At 45.1% G+C, this 16,858-nt stretch carries 16 protein-coding genes; all 16 read right to left on the bottom strand.

Annotation, left to right across the window (positions count from 1 at the left end; all coding sequences use genetic code 11):
• Positions 1 to 30: 30 nt before the first annotated feature.
• The 16 genes from CXF80_RS12045 to recG all read right to left on the bottom strand — a co-directional run bounded on the left by CXF80_RS12045 (position 31) and on the right by recG (position 16,761).
• Positions 31 to 645, bottom strand: a complete 615-nt coding sequence (locus tag CXF80_RS12045) for a DUF3261 domain-containing protein (RefSeq protein WP_232772091.1) — start codon at positions 643 to 645, stop codon at positions 31 to 33.
• Positions 638 to 1,900: an NAD(P)/FAD-dependent oxidoreductase gene (locus tag CXF80_RS12040; protein ID WP_101033091.1), complete on the bottom strand. Its 1,263-nt coding sequence runs from the start codon at positions 1,898 to 1,900 to the stop codon at positions 638 to 640. The genes CXF80_RS12045 and CXF80_RS12040 overlap by 8 nt, the downstream gene beginning before the upstream one ends.
• Positions 1,901 to 4,300 carry an MMPL family transporter gene (locus CXF80_RS12035; protein ID WP_101033090.1) on the bottom strand — a complete coding sequence of 800 codons (2,400 nt, stop codon included), beginning with the start codon at positions 4,298 to 4,300 and terminating at the stop codon, positions 1,901 to 1,903.
• Positions 4,300 to 5,103 (bottom strand): outer membrane lipoprotein carrier protein LolA, encoded by an 804-nt coding sequence (locus CXF80_RS12030; protein WP_101033089.1) that lies wholly within the window; start codon positions 5,101 to 5,103, stop codon positions 4,300 to 4,302. The genes CXF80_RS12035 and CXF80_RS12030 overlap by 1 nt, the downstream gene beginning before the upstream one ends.
• Positions 5,103 to 5,534, bottom strand: coding sequence for an acyl-CoA thioesterase (locus CXF80_RS12025; protein WP_101033088.1), 432 nt, complete (start codon positions 5,532 to 5,534; stop codon positions 5,103 to 5,105). The genes CXF80_RS12030 and CXF80_RS12025 overlap by 1 nt, the downstream gene beginning before the upstream one ends.
• The gene (locus CXF80_RS12020) at positions 5,535 to 7,097 is read right to left on the bottom strand and encodes an HAL/PAL/TAL family ammonia-lyase (protein WP_101033087.1); all 1,563 of its coding nucleotides are present in this window, start codon (positions 7,095 to 7,097) and stop codon (positions 5,535 to 5,537) included. It lies immediately after the preceding gene.
• Positions 7,098 to 7,101: 4 nt separating this feature from the next.
• Positions 7,102 to 8,940 carry a glycosyltransferase family 2 protein gene (locus tag CXF80_RS12015; RefSeq protein WP_101033086.1) on the bottom strand — a complete coding sequence of 613 codons (1,839 nt, stop codon included), beginning with the start codon at positions 8,938 to 8,940 and terminating at the stop codon, positions 7,102 to 7,104.
• Complete coding sequence (locus CXF80_RS12010; protein WP_101033085.1) at positions 8,937 to 9,329, bottom strand: ApeI family dehydratase; 393 nt, start codon at positions 9,327 to 9,329, stop codon at positions 8,937 to 8,939. The genes CXF80_RS12015 and CXF80_RS12010 overlap by 4 nt, the downstream gene beginning before the upstream one ends.
• Complete coding sequence (locus CXF80_RS12005) at positions 9,322 to 10,689, bottom strand: AMP-binding protein (protein ID WP_101033084.1); 1,368 nt, start codon at positions 10,687 to 10,689, stop codon at positions 9,322 to 9,324. The genes CXF80_RS12010 and CXF80_RS12005 overlap by 8 nt, the downstream gene beginning before the upstream one ends.
• Complete coding sequence (locus CXF80_RS12000; protein ID WP_101033083.1) at positions 10,682 to 11,233, bottom strand: hypothetical protein; 552 nt, start codon at positions 11,231 to 11,233, stop codon at positions 10,682 to 10,684. Before CXF80_RS12000 ends, CXF80_RS12005 begins: the two co-directional genes overlap by 8 nt.
• The gene (locus CXF80_RS11995) at positions 11,233 to 11,481 is read right to left on the bottom strand and encodes an acyl carrier protein (protein ID WP_101033082.1); all 249 of its coding nucleotides are present in this window, start codon (positions 11,479 to 11,481) and stop codon (positions 11,233 to 11,235) included. The genes CXF80_RS12000 and CXF80_RS11995 overlap by 1 nt, the downstream gene beginning before the upstream one ends.
• Positions 11,482 to 11,489: 8 nt before the next feature.
• A complete protein-coding gene (locus CXF80_RS11990) occupies positions 11,490 to 11,744 on the bottom strand; it encodes a phosphopantetheine-binding protein (protein ID WP_101033081.1) in 255 nt (84 codons plus the stop codon).
• 28 nt (positions 11,745 to 11,772) lie between these two features.
• Positions 11,773 to 12,627: a lysophospholipid acyltransferase family protein gene (locus tag CXF80_RS11985; RefSeq protein WP_101033080.1), complete on the bottom strand. Its 855-nt coding sequence runs from the start codon at positions 12,625 to 12,627 to the stop codon at positions 11,773 to 11,775.
• Positions 12,620 to 13,417 carry a beta-ketoacyl synthase chain length factor gene (locus tag CXF80_RS11980; RefSeq protein ID WP_101033079.1) on the bottom strand — a complete coding sequence of 266 codons (798 nt, stop codon included), beginning with the start codon at positions 13,415 to 13,417 and terminating at the stop codon, positions 12,620 to 12,622. The genes CXF80_RS11985 and CXF80_RS11980 overlap by 8 nt, the downstream gene beginning before the upstream one ends.
• Before the next feature lie 249 nt (positions 13,418 to 13,666).
• Positions 13,667 to 14,542 carry a DUF3014 domain-containing protein gene (locus CXF80_RS11975; RefSeq protein ID WP_101033078.1) on the bottom strand — a complete coding sequence of 292 codons (876 nt, stop codon included), beginning with the start codon at positions 14,540 to 14,542 and terminating at the stop codon, positions 13,667 to 13,669.
• A 143-nt stretch (positions 14,543 to 14,685) separates the two neighbouring features.
• The gene (recG, locus tag CXF80_RS11970; RefSeq protein WP_101033077.1) at positions 14,686 to 16,761 is read right to left on the bottom strand and encodes an ATP-dependent DNA helicase RecG; all 2,076 of its coding nucleotides are present in this window, start codon (positions 16,759 to 16,761) and stop codon (positions 14,686 to 14,688) included.
• Between the last annotated feature and the right edge of the window lie 97 nt (positions 16,762 to 16,858).

Raw genomic sequence — 16,858 nt, 5'->3', positions numbered from 1 at the left:
TGTCTGTTTATGACTAGGGTAGAGCTCTGACTATTCAATTGGGGTGATTTTTATGTGAATATCAGCGGCGTCGATGTCAACGTTCACTTGCGCCAACCATGGATCTATATTGCTATACGTTAACCGCATTAACTCGCCATCAGCATCCAGCAGTTGCTTACATAGCCCCATATTACAAGGTTTAATCATTAATTCACCGCCACTTAAGTGGCGATTGACTTGCTCCGTTGGCCAGTAAATTATCTGCATTATCGCCATTAAATATTCCGCTTTAAACTGCTCACCCAATAACAGACTTTGCTGACTTTGTAGGGTTTGCCCATCGTACACTAGTGTGAATAGCGCTTGCCCAAGAGGCGCTAATCCTACTAACGTCATCCGTTGTGGGTTGAGTTCAAGCTGGGTTAATAACTCATGGCTATCTTGCCCACGGGTAAAGTTAACCATTTGAGTTAAATTAATCTCTTGATGAGCATCAGTTAATACTGTCGAGGTTGGACTTAAGCAATATTGTGCTTCACCCGTGAGAGGGACACAAGTTTGCCGCACGATTTGCTGGCTGCAAGCGGTTAATAAGCTTAGTAGAAGCAGGGCCACAATACGGCGTGATAATAAATCAATAAAATGCTCGAATAGGTTAAGCAATATTGGGCTCCTGACATAACTCGACAATGGTGTTGAGGCGTCGCTCAGACTCTTTCACAAACGGATTACTCATGTCCCAAGCGTAGCCCGCTAAAATTGAGCAAATCATTTGTTTAATCTTGCTGTTGGCTTGTTGATAGAAAATGACATCTTGAAAACGTCCATCATACCAAGCTTGGACATAGGTTCTAAAGGTGTTTACCCCTTGCATTAATGGCTCTGTGTACTCGGTATTCCAGTCAACGGTTTGACCGTTAAGTTGCTTATTTACACTGGCTACTGCCATTGATGCTGACTGCATTGCAATCGTTACCCCTGATGAAAATACCGGGTCAAGGAATTCTCCAGCGTTGCCCAGCAAAGCAAACTTGTTGGTTGCTAAGGTGGTGACATTGGCCGAATAACCTTTCAATGTAGCGCAAGGTTGAACAATATTAGCGTTAGCTAGTAAGCGTTGTAGCTCTGGTTCTTCATTCACTATCGCTAACAGTTGTTGTTCTAGGGTACCGGATAAATGTTGCAGTAAATGAGGCTCCGCCACCACCCCAATGGAGCAACGGTTATGGTTAAAAGGGATTAACCAGTACCAAATATCCTTATGCTTTGGGTGAACGCTAATGAGGATCTTATTACGATCAAAGCTGGGATCGCTGATGTTGTCTTCAATGTGGGTAAAAATAGCACTTCGAGGCGGCAGGTTTGACGGCTGTTCTAGGTTCAACAATCGTGGTAGTACTCGACCAAAACCACTGGCATCAAGCACAAATTTAGCGTTAACTTGATATTGCTGACCTTGTTCATTCGTTACCGTTAAGCGAGGGTTTTCAGTAAGATCAATATTATCGACTCGATGACCAAAACGAATATCGACCCCTTGACCGATTGCTGTGTCTGCCAATAGTTTATCAAAATCAGCCCGCTGAACCTGAAAGGTAGTGCTTGGGCCAGGGGTAAATTTGTCATTAAAATCAAAAGTAGTATAGCGACCTTGGTGGCGAAATGCGGCGCCATTTTTAAACTGAAATCCAGCCTGATTAACCGCTTCTAACATGCCGGCTTGTTCGAGAAACTGCATGCAACAAGGCAGTAAGCTTTCGCCAATTGAAAAACGTGGAAAATGCTGTTTTTCAATAACAATAACCTGATGACCTTGCTGGCGTAATAGGCTTGCAGCAATAGCGCCTGAAGGGCCTGCGCCAATGATGGCAACGTCGACGTCCATGTTGCTGACTGTATGTGTTTGACTGCTTAACATTTACAGTGTTTTCCTAGTGATAAATGAAATAAACGGTGCCAGTAAGAATGCAAAACTGATCCCAAAAAGAAGTGTTAATCCAAAAAAGTGAATCGCATTAGTTTGACTGAGCGCCAGTAAACCAAAAGCCAATAGCGTTGAACAGGCTGACATAAAGATTGCCATCATCACACCGCGACTGGTGTGTTTCGCCTCGGCAAAAAACAGGCTGTAATCAATCCCGATCCCTAACACCAAAATAAGTGCTAATGCGTGAAACAAACTGATGCTCGAGCCGACAAGCCCTAAACACGCGAGGGTGAGCAGTACTGATAATGCCGGTACCGCCACGATGGCTAACGCCAGCTTAATGCCATATTTAATGCTAAACAGTAGGCTTGCTAACACAAATACCCACACTAATAGCTGTAATGTCAGTTGGCGATACTTGCCCATTAAAGCCGATATATCCCCGACTTTATCGATTAAACGCACTTGGCCTAAAGACCAGTTTTGGTCAGTGAGTCGTTGCTCGAGGGACACTAACGAGTGTATGCCACCTAGCAACACAATAGCACCATATTGCTCGGTGTTGTCTGTGGTCGATATTGCGCCAAGCCATAGGGCATGTAAATCATCATTAGCTTGGGCTAACACCCTTTTTGGCGTTAACCATTGTGTTGTAGCTTGGTCGAGTTGTGCAAGCAAGCTGGTCTTTATGCTGTCATTTAGGCCCATCTCGGTGATGATTTCATCTAAATGTTGCTGATAGAGCTGTTGTTGTAATTGATAATCGTGGCGCTGGCGGGCAATGCTGGGCATAAAGCGACTCAGGCTAATGGCCTGGGCTAACTCGCCATCGGCAACGGCCTTATCAAGTACGGGTACCAGTTGCTCTAATGTTTGCAATAATGCTTGTTCGTTGTGGCCGCTGACCAAAATAAATTGGTTGTCTGTACCACCGCTGAGCAGCTGTCTGAGCTGGTTTTCTTCGCTGGTGATGGCTGCAGGGCTTTGCTGTAATTGGCGAATATCATCGTCGGTGTCAGCTTGTGATAAGCCAAAAAATAATATAGCCGTTAAACCAATCAGCAGTGCCGCGATAGCGACTTTTTGCCACAATCGACTCGGTATAAAAGTGCGTTGCAATACGGTCAGATAACCTTGGGCTAGGGTTAATCCGCGGGTGGGTTTAAGCCCATGGTTGCCCAGCAATGGAAACACCAGTAACAAGGTTAGGTAAGCACCCATTAACCCCGCGGCGCAAAATACCGCCACTTGTTGCATCCCCGGGAATGGCGTAAACCCTATGGCGACAAAGGCACTGACACTGGTAACAAGGGCGAGGGTGAGCGCAGGGAAAATACGCGTTAATGTGTCACTGGCGTTGTCATTGGGGTGAGCTTGTTTTTCGCAGTAAAAGTGGAAGCTGTAATCAATGGCTACACCAATTAAGCTGGTGCCAAATACCAGTGTCAGTAAATGCAGCTCACCAAAAAAACTTAAGGTGGCGACAAACGCAAACACCACCCCAGAGGTTAAGGTCAGTAGCGCGGCAAATAACGGCATCATAGATCGAAAGGCCAACCAGACTAATAAGATAATCCCCAACATGGAAATTAAGCCAATGCGGCTGATTTCTTGTTTGGCTGATTCTGTGGCAGCAATGGCATGAAAAAGTGCCCCAGCCTTGAGAAAGCTCACCTCGGGATAGTGCTGATTAATTTGGCTAAACGCAGATTCTAATGCTTGCATTTGCATTTGCTGAGCGGTCGGGCTAAAAGCACTATCACGGCCTTTGGCCATGACAATCGCAGCTACACCGTCTACGGTATCGGTCAGTAAAACCCCTTGTTGGCTGCGCAGCGCACTGTTGGGCGATAACGCCAGCAAGTTAGCCGGAAACATCAATAAAGGATCATTGCTGAGCAGTTGACTGTTAGCAAAACCAAATGCGCTATAAAGTTGGCTTTGGGCAGCGTTAAGCAATTGGCGCCAATGGCCTGTTTCAATGGCGTGTGCTTGTTCAGGCGTCAGTAAGCCAAAACGATGTTCGAAATACACTTTAGCCAAATCTTGCAGATGATCATCCGCGCCGCTACGAATGGCGGTAAAGGGCTGTTGAGTCTGTTGTTCTAGGGAGATCATCAGTTGCTTGGCTGCGCTGATAGCTTGGCTGTCGTTGTTGGCAATAACGGCAATGTACACTTGATTAGCGAGTTGCTGTTCTACCTTGTTTAATGCTGTTTCGGTGAGCTTATCTTGTTGTAAATGCGGCAGCATAGCCAAAATGTCAGTCTGAATATGCGCGCCTTGCTGCCATTGCACAACGCCTGTGGCTAACATTGCCAGCAGCAATACTATCCATAAGGCAAACCGCCCAATGGGCGATAATATGGCGCCAAGCGATCTTGGTATCATTATTGAACGGACTCATTGCCAAGGCTAAAAAGCGCCAGTTCGCTTGCACTGAGCGGCCCTTGCTGGGGGTCGATAAATTGAATTTGGGTATAGTCGCGAATATCCGCCTGGCTACTTGTCATGATTAATGAGCGTAACTGGGTGTCGCCACTGAGGGTTATGTTGCCCATGGACGCTTGCACTTGAGGATCTTTGGCTTGCAAGCCGAGTTGCCATGACGCATTTTTTGGCGTTTTTGCTGGCATAAACAAGGCGAAATCAGCACTTAAAGCATCGATATCGCCCGCCATAATGGCTTGTAATAAATGCGGTAATTGCTGCGCGATGGGGTTGCTACTGACCGCAGCGTTAAGTTGTTGCACCTTGCCTTGGCTGTTTTGCTGGATCAACTGCTGATCTTTTAACACCATTAAGGTGCTGAACGGCCGCTGTTGTTGCCATACTAATCCCTGCGCCGGACTAAAAATAAATTGCCCTTGGCTGAGTAAGGGCTTTTTTAGCACTTGTAAGTGGCGCAGTTGAATAAACTGCCCTCTAGTATCAAGTTGTAAATTCAATTGCTGAGCTAAAGCCCTGAGGGCTTCTGTGGTGGCTGGTTGACTGTACAAAGTATGAATATCAGCTAATTGCTCTTTGGTCAGAGCTTGAGTCAGAGGTTGGGGCTTTGCTTGTGTCAGCTCTGGAGTAAGTGTTTGATTGTTGCTTGCTGGTGGACGTTCATTGGCCGAGACAATGCCAATATGCAAACAGAGCAGTATAACGAGACGACTGACCCGAGCAAACATTCCTTTGCGAGTATTCATTAAGCTTGGCTCGTATCAAGTAATGGGCGAATTTTTTGCAGGAACACTTCTGGGGTGACAAAGCATAATTCTTGGGTGGCAATCTCAACGGCTGCCTGAATAGTATAGCCTTTAGTGATCCGCACATTGGTTTGGGCATCGAAAACTTGATAATTAATACGTAGGCGATTTTCCCACTCAACAATGGCCGCAATGACTTTGATTTTTTGGTCAAAGGTGCTGCTTTTAACATACTTTACTTGCACATCGACAATGGGCCACGCATAACCGGACTCTTGCATAGTGCGATAGTTATAACCGAGTTTATCCAGCAATAGGCAGCGCACCACTTCAAAGTAGCGCAAATAATTGCCATGCCAAGTGATGCCCATCGAATCGACATCGTGAAACGGGATCACCATTTCCATTTCGGTGAGTAATAATCCTTTCATTTAGCATACCTCCCACTGACCTAATTGAATTTTTTCGACAGTTTGACGCAGTACCGCTTCTAGGGGGCGGTCTTCGGTAAGCAGTTCAAAATCTTCGCTGACTTGGGCTAAAGTAGTGGCCAAAGAGGGGGTTAATGAACTTGCATCGAGTTCTTGCTGCATTATACGCAATTGGATCCCCTGGCTCATGGCCAATAATGCTGCGGCGGCGACTTGCTCTGTGAGTTGCAGTATCCGCATGCAATCACGTGCGGCAATAGTCCCCATACTCACTTTATCTTGATTATGGCATTCAGTTGAACGTGAAAACACGCTGGCGGGCATAGTGTTTTTTAACGCTTCAGCAGTCCAAGCGGATACGCCAATTTGTACCGCTTTAAAACCATGGTTAATGGCGCGGCGTTCGCCTTCTGCAGCAGACAAATTAGCCGGTAAACCATTATTAAATTTAGGGTCCATGACTAAGGCCATTTGGCGATCAATTAAGTCGGCTATATTGGCCACGGCATTTTTCATCGCATCCATGGCAAACGCGATGTGGCCGCCATAAAAGTGACCGCCATGGAGGATATGTTCACCTTCAGCATCGACAATAGGATTGTCGTTGGCACTATTGAGTTCGGTTTCAATAAATTGGCGCATAAAGGGCAGGGCATCTTGCAGTACGCCAATAATGTGCGGCGCACAGCGAATTGAATAGCGGTCTTGTAAACGATCTGAGTTACGAGGGTGCACATGATGATTTAAGTCTTCACGGATCCAACTGGCTATCTGGTTTTGTCCTGGGTGGGGCTTGGCGGCAAATAAAATATCATCAAAATGGTTTGCGTTACCCTTGAGCGTTAACGACGCCATGGCCGTAATTCGGCTTGATAAACGGGTTAAGTACTGGGATCTATCGAAGGCTAAACACGCTAGCGCAGTCATCACCGCAGTGCCATTCATTAAGGCTAGGCCTTCTTTAGGGCGCAAGGTCAATGGCACCATACCGAATTTGAGATAAACATCTTTGGTCGCTTGACGTTTACCTTGGAACATCACTTCTCGTTCGCCAACCAATACAGCAGCAAGATAAGATAATGGGGTTAAATCACCGCTGGCGCCGACCGAGCCTTCTTGAGGGATCACCGGAGTAATATCATTGTTTAATAGCCATTCGATGCGTTGCAGCAGTAGATAACTCACACCTGACTTGCCCATAGCCAAGGAGTTTAAGCGGCAAGCCATAATGGCGCGGGCTTGCATTGGGCTAAATACATCGCCTAAACCACAACCATGAAACCGGGTTAAGTGCAGTGGTAATTCGTGAACTAAGTCTAGGCTGACATTCACGGTACATGAGTCGCCGTAACCTGTGGTGACACCATATACCACACCCTCTTCATGCAGCAGGCTGTCAATAAAGCGAGCGCCTTTTTGGATATATTCAACATAGTCGGCAGTATCAGCCAGTTTGACCGCGGCGCCTTTGGCGATAGCCACTACTTGCTCAAGACTAAGATAGCTTTGGCCTAAATGCACTGTGCTATTGGCGGTTGATGACGGTGAAGAAGTGTGGCTCATTGAATTAGTTATCCTGACGGGGTGACGTTGTGCTGTTATTGGGTACAGTACTTGAACTAGGTGCTGTATTTGAACGAGGAGCTGTACTTGAACTAGGCGCAGTACTTAAATTAGGTGCTGTACCTGGGCGTGAAACAGGACGAGTAATCAATTCATCTCTACGCCAAAAATCGAAAAAGTTAAACCATTGTATCGGAGCCTGTAGGGCAAAGTGCGCTAAGCGTTGGCTATATTGGCTCATGGCGTCGGTTAAGCGTTCAATTCTGCCTGCTCGTGGACCTTTTAAGCTGTCGCTTAGATGTTCTACATGTACTTGATAACGCCCATGCTGGCGAATACAAAATAAGCTGTAAACAGGGCAGTCGAGTAAGCTTGCTAAAATAAATGGCCCTTGTGGAAACGCAGCATCTTGGCCTAAAAAGGGCAAATAGGTGACGCGACCTTGGCTGCTAGACGAGGTGCGGTCCGCGGCAATAACCACCATTTCACCTTGATCAATTTTTTGCTGCAGTAACATGGCGGTACTGGGATCAAGCTCATTGACATGGATTAAGTTAAGACTACTTTGTGGATTAAGCTGCTGCAGTACCTTGTTAAAATTTTCAGCGTGTTGGGTTAGCACCATCACATTCACTTTCACCTTTTGCTGGTGGACAGAGATAGCGCGACACAATTCCATATTGCCTAAATGCGACACAATCAATACTGCACCTCGACCTGTGGCCACTTGGTCTGCGAGTATTTTTCGGTCGTTAAAGTCGACTTGCTCTAGATTAATTCGGTCGCACCAAGCATCCATTCTATCGAGGGCGGCATTGCCAAAGGCAAAGAAATGTTTAAGGCTATCGCGCCAATTAACCTCGCTACTGAGATTAGGGTGATGAGGTTGTAGCTGTTGAACGCGGCGTAAAAAATCCAATGATGCGTGTCGAGCCGTCGATCCCGTTATGAAAAAATAACAAATTACCGGATACATCATTGCCCGGCACAGCCAATGCCCGCCAAGACGATAGCATTCAGCTAACAGTTTGATGCCCCAAAAACTGCCACGCTCTGTCATTGTCGACCAATGTTTTTGCGACTGAGCTTGATCTGGTGGCGGATCTTTTTGCTGTAAAAGCTGTTTGCTGATAATGCGCGGCAGGCGAGCGAGCATGCCAAAAAATAACCGGGTGTGCATCCAGCTGATCCGCACATTATCTTGCACGCCTTGGAAGTGACTGATGCCATCTTCAGGATAGATCACTTTAGTTGGCACATGAATGACTGGCGTACCCTGCCAGTGCAGTCTGACCATAATTTCAATATCAAAATCCATCCGCTCACCCAAAGCTTGCTGACTTAATAACTGTTCAGTAGCCGCTAATGGATAGACCCGAAAACCACACATAGAATCTTGAATGTCAAAACTCAAGGTTTCAATCCATACCCACAAATGGGTGAGGTAACGCCCGTATAAACGGCCTTTAGGCACGGACTCATCATAAATCGGCTGGCCAGATATTAATGCCTGTGGGTGCTGTTCGCAGCTCGATATCATTAACGGAATATCGTCTAAATTATGCTGCCCATCGGCATCAACCTGTAATGCATGGGTGAAACCATCGCGGTAAGCTTGGCGCAGACCGCTGGTCACTGCCGCACCTTTACCGCGATTAAAAGGATGGCTGATGAGGGTTACCCAGCTAAATTTGTCCGCCATAGCTTGCAATACATAGCGGGTTTCATCTTGGCTACCATCATCAACTAGATAACAGGTCAGGTTGAATTTTGCCAACTTGGTTAGGGTTTGTTCAATGGCGATATGATGATTGTAGTTGGGGATAACCAAGGTCAATTTCATGGGTTACTCTCAATGGCAGTCGGCGCAGCAGTTACCAACGCGGGTTTGACCACAATGCGCCCAGAAGAGAAACGTTTATCTTGATCGCGATAACTGAAAATCAGTTTTGCTTTTTGGACTTGATGTTCAATCACCAAATCAACATAGGTGTCGGGTAATATGAGTTGTTGAAACTTAAGCACTTCTAATGTGGCAATAGTGGCTGAATAACCAAATGCCTCACAGCCAAGTTTGACCGCCCAATCCAATTGGGTAACCCCAGGCAATACGGCTTGCTGAGGAAAATGACCATTAAAAAAGGCTAAATCTGCGCTAACAAATAAACGCCATTGATAGAGATTGTTACCGCCTTGATGGCTAACAATATGGGGTAATTCTGACTTAATCATGACTAAATAAGGCTATAATTTCTGCTTGAGTACGCTTGCCTTGGCTGTTGAGTGGTAAGTGTGCAGGATAACGCCAGCGTCTTGGTAAGGTGATGCGCTCAAACTGGCTTAGTAAGTGGTTTTTCAACGCATTATTGAGCGCTAATTTCCCTTCCGCTTCGAGTGTTTTTAGGCCTAATTCGCTTAAGCATATTGCCGCACCTAACATGGTACGCGGTTGTTCTAATACCGTGACGGCCGCTTCGCGAACAAAAGGATGGGTTTGCAGTAAATACTCCACTTGGGCTAATGACAAACGTTTTTCTTCAATTTTCACAATGCGATCAAGGCGATGTAATAAACGGAACTGGCCATCAGTTAACAGTTCAATTTTATCATCGCACCTCAGCCACTGGGCCTGATTGTCTAAATAAACTGACTGCAACATCAAAGCCCCGTCTTGGGGATCTATATCAATTTTGACTTGGGTAAAGGCTTGCCATGGTTGCAGTGGTTGCTGCTGGCGTCGATAGGCTATACCGCCGGTCTCAGTACTGCCAAATATTTCGATGGGCAATTGATAAAAACATTGCTTAACCGCTTGGGCAGCATCAAAATTTAATGGTCCACCAGAACTGAAAATTAAGCTTGGAATACGTTGTTGCTTTTGGTTATCAAGCGCATCAGGTAAGCGAGTCAATTGAGCGGGGCTACTGATCAAACACAAATTTGGCATGATGGCCAGGTAGTAGCTTAGGGTTTCTGGAAAGTCGATTTGTTCACTTAAGAAAGCTCGGCTCGCGGCCAAAGGCCACAGAACTTTAAATAATAAACCGTAGATGTGTTGATGCGAAACCGTCGATACCACCGAGCAATGAGGTAAATGTTCGGCAAAGGTTTGTTCAAGAATACTGACTTCGGCATCGAGTTGCTGCAGCGTTTTTTTGACGGCTTTGGGCTGGCCGCTACTACCAGAGGTGAATAAGATTAATTCACCTAATGATTCTGATTTAGGCCATGTCGCTGCGGGTAAACTTAATTCTTTTTTGAGCGCAATATACTCACCCACTTCACATAAGGGCGTGTCGGCAATAATGGCATCAAATTCGTGGTTGAGTTGACTCAAGGTACCACTTTGGGTGTTGGCGGGTAATATTACTTGTTTACCGGCTAACAAGGCCGCGCATAAGCCTGCGGCAAATAAGTCGCTGTGCTTGGCTGCAAGCAACCAACGCTTAGCAGCACTTTGGGTCAGTTGAGCATGGAGGTGGGCAACGTGCGCGCAAAACAATGATCCCGTCATGATGTCATGATGGTCAAAGCTTATCAGCTGCTGTGAGGCAGGCCCTGTGGATAACCAATTGAGTAAAAGCTTATTCATGTTTTTTCAACCAAAAACGACGATAAATCCATTCACCACTGAGTAGCATACCCATAAACAGATAGGCGATCAGTCCGTTGTAAAGTGTCCATATTTCAATGCTTGTTGCTATGGCGGTATAGGTCGCCACTGCACCATTAACAATAAATAACCCACACCAAAGTTTGGTAATGGTTTGTAAGTATGGAATAGCAGAGTCTGGTAAATCAGGCTCTTTTAAGCGTGCTAAGCGCTCAATCATACTTGGGCCATTAATCAGTGAGTAACCAAATAATCCTAACATACTCAGGTTTATCACCACCGGATAGTATAGTAACCAGTCGTTACGCTGAGCAATAAAACTGGCTGCGGTTAATCCGATGCCAATCAGTATTGGCAGTGTCATGGATTTTACTTGTTGCTTAGTGACCATAAACCGCATCAATAATAACAAACAAAGCAGCAAAGCAATGGTGCCCGGTGGTAAATACTGCAATCCAAAGTACACTGCTAAAGGATAAGCAATAATGACCAAAGTAGTAATAATCTGCAGGATTAACCGCATTAGCTTTTAATTAATCCTTCAATGGCGTTCACGACATCATCGACTGTGCGAACGGTTTTAAATGCCTCAGGTTGAATTTTTCTACCGGTACGCTGTTGCAATTTAATCACCAAATCAACCGCATCAATACTATCTAAATCAAGGTCTTTATACAAAGAAGCTTCTAGAGTGATATCGGCCGCATCTATTTCAAAATCTTCAACTAAAATGGCGCTAAGCATTTCGAGAATTTGTTCACGATTTTGCATGCAGGCTCCTAAACACGTTGAGATTCAATAAAGCTAGCTAAGCTAGCAACACTGAAAAAGTGTGCAGTAGTCGCATCAGAATTTGCTTCAATTTTGATATCAAATTCTTTCTTAATGGCCAAGCCTAATTCGAGTGCATCGATCGAGTCTAAGCCTAGACCGTCACCAAATAAGGCTGCATCGGTTTCGATATCATCGACAGTGACATCTTCTAGATCTAAGCAATCGATGATCAGTTGTTTTATTTGATTGTGTAAGTTCATTTTTTTGTTTTTCTTATAAGTATGGCTATCAATGTGACTTGATAGGCTGTTTAAGTGTATCAAGGTAAAACTGCTGCAAGTCGCGCGTCAGCTGTCGAGCCATTTTGGCTTCATTACCTTGTTTAACATCATACAGCAGGTATGACATGCTTGTGCCAATTTCTACTGACATATTGATGGTTTGCCGTGGAATTTGGTACCAAGCTTGTTGCTTGGTCAACCCTGCTACATCAGTACGTAATACCACAGGTAAAATATCTGTTTGGGTGCGTAGCGCAATATTGGCGGCCCCGCGAGCAAAAGGATTAACGATATAACCAGTTAATGTTCGCGTACCTTCAGGGAAAATAATTAAATTGGTATCGGTTTGCAACACTTGTAAGCAGTCATCTAGTAGCCAATCAGCGCCACGATTGGGAATATAACCGGCACTGGCGAGTACGCCGCGAATAAATGGATTACGCCATAAGCCTTGTTTTACAATACAACCCGCATTCGGCATAAGACTAATTAATACTACCACATCCACTAATGTTGGGTGATTGGCGATGACAATCTGCCCCTTTGCTTGCTGTAGTGTTTCGATATTCTTAGTGTTAACTGTAATCACCCCAGCAAAACTGAGCATGGCGACCAATGCTCTAAACATCCCGCTGACTAATCTTTGTACCCGTGCAACCCGCAGCTCTGGCTTAGTGGGCCAAAGTTGTAATATGGGTAAAATAGTTAATGAGCAGAGCAGTCCACCTAAACCAAAAGCAATATAACAAAGCACACCGCCAATCCAGCGAGGTACATAACGACATCCGCGCAGTTTCGGCGCGGCGGATTTTTTTTGCTCAATAGCATCAGCATGTTGCGGTTTGTGTGGTTGATTAGTCATGATGTTCAAGTGACCAATACCAATGGCACAGTTTACCCTGGATATTCTTTGCACTGGCAATATGATGGATTAACTCGCTCAAGCTGATGTTGTCTTGGTGTTTTTGGTTGTCAAGAGGGCCTAATCCGAGTGGATGATCAGACAGGCGTAGAGTCGTTCGTTGAGGCATTGTTTGATGTAATTCGGGTGCTATAGCCTGCTTTTCTGCTCGGTGGGCGATGTTATTGAGTGGTGCAAGGTACAAACCGAATGCCAGAGGAAGTTCGACCTCGTGAATAAATTCACTGTATACCGGTGGAACCGGATCGTCACCAAAGACAACCAATACTGGCGATGGGGATTGTGCTAATTGAGCGTAGGCTTCAATGAGTGCTTGTGTGAGGGTTTGCTCACCCGCAGCAATGGATGTAGACGTCGTAGTATTATCATTCACAATACCAAAAAGACCACTGGCAGTATTGTGCACTGATTGACTAAAAGCCATTGGTGATAAAGCTTGCTGCTGGGCAATATCCTTAAGTAAGCCTAAGGTTCTGGTAAGTTCACCATGACGAGATGCAAAAATACTACGGCAATGCATATCGGGTCGGCATTGGTATGCCGCGGTTAGCATCATTTTGGTTAAGCGACTAAAGCGCCGACGTTGCATGGCAGGAATGTGTGCTAATGCTGGTGAGTCAGATTTTGGCGACAAGTCGCCATTAGGCTGTTGCCATTGCTGCCAACGTTCCGTCGTCTGAAAGTCCGCAGACCATGCACCCCATGATAGAAGATCAAATACTAATTGCACTACATTCCCTCTATAACTGCCTAGCTATCCTTATCTAATTGTTAATAATAATCATGCCAATAATGAATATTCGTTAACCTTGCCGATTGTACACTGAAGTGAATGTAGATAAGAAGTCGTGTGGACGAAAAAGGCTAATAGCAGAGGGTTTATTGAACAAAGTGATTGTGCAACAAAAAAGCGCGACGGTAAACGTCGCGCTGATTGCTTATAGCCTAATAAAATAGCTTTACCGCTTGATGTAAAAGCTTATTGGCTCGGAAAGCTTTGTTGTAGTTTCTTGACTGCTGCTTTGATTTTACGAGCGTTTTCAGGCCCCATGCGGATCAACAGTTTTTGTGCATTGGGTAATGCCTCAAGATTGGGATCAACAAATTTATAGTTAACACTGATCGATGATAATTCAATAGGATCTTCAATAATGGGCGCATCAGCAACCATGCTGAAAACCTGCTGCATTCGCGTATCAAAGTCAATGTTACTGTAACCTAGCTCAGTAAAAGCTTCGGTAAATAATGGCTTTAACTCATTGTAAGTACTGATTAAATCTTTATCACTCAGCTCCTCAATAAAATTAGCGTATAAATCATATCTATGATAGCTGTCTGGATTAAGATAGATTTTGTTGGTTATTTCGCTCACGGTAAATTTTGTATCGGGGCCTTTTAACGGGCTCGCTTTACGCACCATATTGCCTTGGGCTAAGTTATCGACAAATACCACAAATTGGCGGGCAATGTCTTTTTTCAAGATCATTGGCGCAATTTTCATGCCGTTAGCAATGGCTAATGTTTTTGCTTCTACAAAATCATCAGACTCATCTAAGGTGGGGAGTGGCTCTATCGTTGCGGCAGCGGATTCTCCAGTGGGCACTACATCATCTGTTGTGGCAATGCTTTCTGGTTCTTCAATAGGCGTTTGCTCTATTGGCGTCTCAGGAACTGATTCTGGCAGTTCAACTGGGGTGATAACAACGGGTTCAAATTCATCAGTGTCATCACTGGTAAAATAGAAATAACTGCTTGCGCCTAACAATGCAATCACCGCAATAGCGATTAACATCTTGTTAGACCCTGGCTTTTCAGAAGCTGGAGGGGTAATTCGGTCTTCTTCATTAACTTGCATTTCAATTCCTTGGTGTGATTGCTAATCGGTACAAATATCTAGGTGGAGTCGAAAAATTGTGCATAGTACCATTTTGCAATATTCGGCTGACTTGTCTAGTGATAACTGATGATAATGAACAATATATTACGATTAGTATTATATTATGCTTGGACATATTGTTGTCTATCACCTATCCAGCGTTGAATTATAGCGTCTACGTTTTGTGGCACTTGCTGGTTAACGTGTACGGCTAATTTTTGAGTAGGTTCAATTAAGTGTTGATCGCGAAGTAAATCTGCGATTTTGAGATCGGCTAAACCTGTTTGTTTTGTCCCGAGCACTTCACCAGGCCCTCTAATTTCGAGATCTTTTTGGGCGATGATGAAGCCGTCGTTACTGTTTCGCAGAACACCTAAGCGTTTGGTGGCCGTTTGCGACAATGGCGCTTTATAGAGTAACACGCAATGACTGGCTACCGCGCCTCGGCCGACTCGACCTCTTAATTGGTGTAACTGCGCTAGGCCTAATCGTTCAGGATTTTCGATGATCATTAAACTGGCATTGGGTACGTCAACACCCACTTCTATGACAGTAGTGGCGACTAATAAGTTTACATCACCCGCTTTAAATTGCACCATAATGGCCTGTTTGTCAGCGCTTTTCATTCGGCCATGGATCAAGCCTATTTTGAGTTCAGGTAATGCTATGGTGAGTTCCGCTGCAGTGTCTTCAGCAGCTTGGCATTCAAGCACTTCAGATTCTTCAATTAAGGTACATACCCAATAAGTTTGGCGATTATCATGTAATGCTGCTTGTTTGACTCGCTCAATAACGTGTTCGCGGCGGCTATCGGCAACGGCAACGGTCGTCACGGGTGTGCGCCCTGGAGGAAGTTCATCAATAATCGAGGTATCAAGATCTGCATAGGCTGTCATGGCTAAGGTGCGCGGAATTGGCGTGGCCGTCATAATTAACTGGTGCGGGTGAAAGCCTTGGCTGACGCCTTTTTCTCGTAAACCTAAGCGTTGATGAACGCCAAAACGATGTTGCTCGTCAATAATAATCAGCGCCAGTTTGTTAAATACCACCGCTTGTTGAAATATCGCATGAGTACCGATCACCATTTGGGCTGCACCAGAGGCAATGTTTTCAAGGGATTGGACTCTAGCTTTACCTTTGAGTTTGCCTGCTAACCAACCTATTTTCACTCCCAGAGGTTCAAACCATGCGGCAAAATTGCTGGCATGTTGTTCAGCGAGTAACTCGGTCGGCGCCATCATGGCTACTTGGTATCCGTTTTCAATAGCCTGCAATGCTGCAAGCGCCGCCACCAGGGTTTTTCCTGAGCCAACGTCACCTTGAACTAAACGCATCATGGGCGTTGGATGCTGAATATCTTGGCGAATTTCGGCCACTACGCGCTGTTGTGCCCCCGTTGGCTTAAAGGGCAACTGGGCTAAAAAAGGGCTTGATAATTGGCCGGTTGCAGGCATAGGCACTGCGGCATCTTGGTTACTACGTTGGCGTAGTTGCAACATACTGAGGTTATGAGCGAGCAGTTCTTCTTGTATTAACCTTTGCTGTGCCGGATGTTGACCTTGTTCTAATTCAAATGGTGACACCGAGCTGTGGGGACGATGTAAAATATGCAGCGCATCGCGAAGACTAATATTGTTTGGCTGCAGGCCATTGGGTAATAATTCTGGCAATCCACCATCATCTAACATGGTTAAGGCTTGCTCGGTCAGTTTTATCCAACTGGCTTGTTTTACCCCTTCTGTTGTCGGGTATATAGGCGTTAGTGTATCGCTTAATGTGACTGATCCACCAGGATGGATAATTTGATATTCGGGGTGAACAATTTCTTTGTGATGATTGCCTCGACGTATTTCACCGTAAGCCCGAATGGTGGATCCATTTTCCATGGCGTTACGTTGTGCCATTGAAAAATTAAAAAAACGCAGGCTCATCATTCCGCTGTGATCGCGAACATTACACATTAGCATACGTCGCCGACCTTGCATTATTTGAGTCGACTGAATTTCGGCTTCTATGGTGCCATAACTGCCAGGAGGCAACGCGGCAATGGGGTAGATTTGCGTACGGTCTTCATAACGCAGCGGTAAGTGAAACAGTACATCTTGTACTGTTTTAATACCTAACTTAGCCAGTTTTTCCGCGACCTTTTTAGCAACACCTTTAAGGTCGGTGATCGGAACAAGATCCAGTCGTAGCAAATTGTGCGCACCCCAAGTTGGTGATTAAAGATTTAAAAAAGCATTGTAATTTCAAGCTGTCAATTTCGAATCACTGTAATTATATACATATGTTTAA

The organism is Shewanella sp. Actino-trap-3 (genome assembly GCF_002836275.1).
Lineage (GTDB): Bacteria > Pseudomonadota > Gammaproteobacteria > Enterobacterales > Shewanellaceae > Shewanella > Shewanella psychromarinicola.
This window is presented reverse-complemented; position numbering and strand designations above follow the sequence as displayed.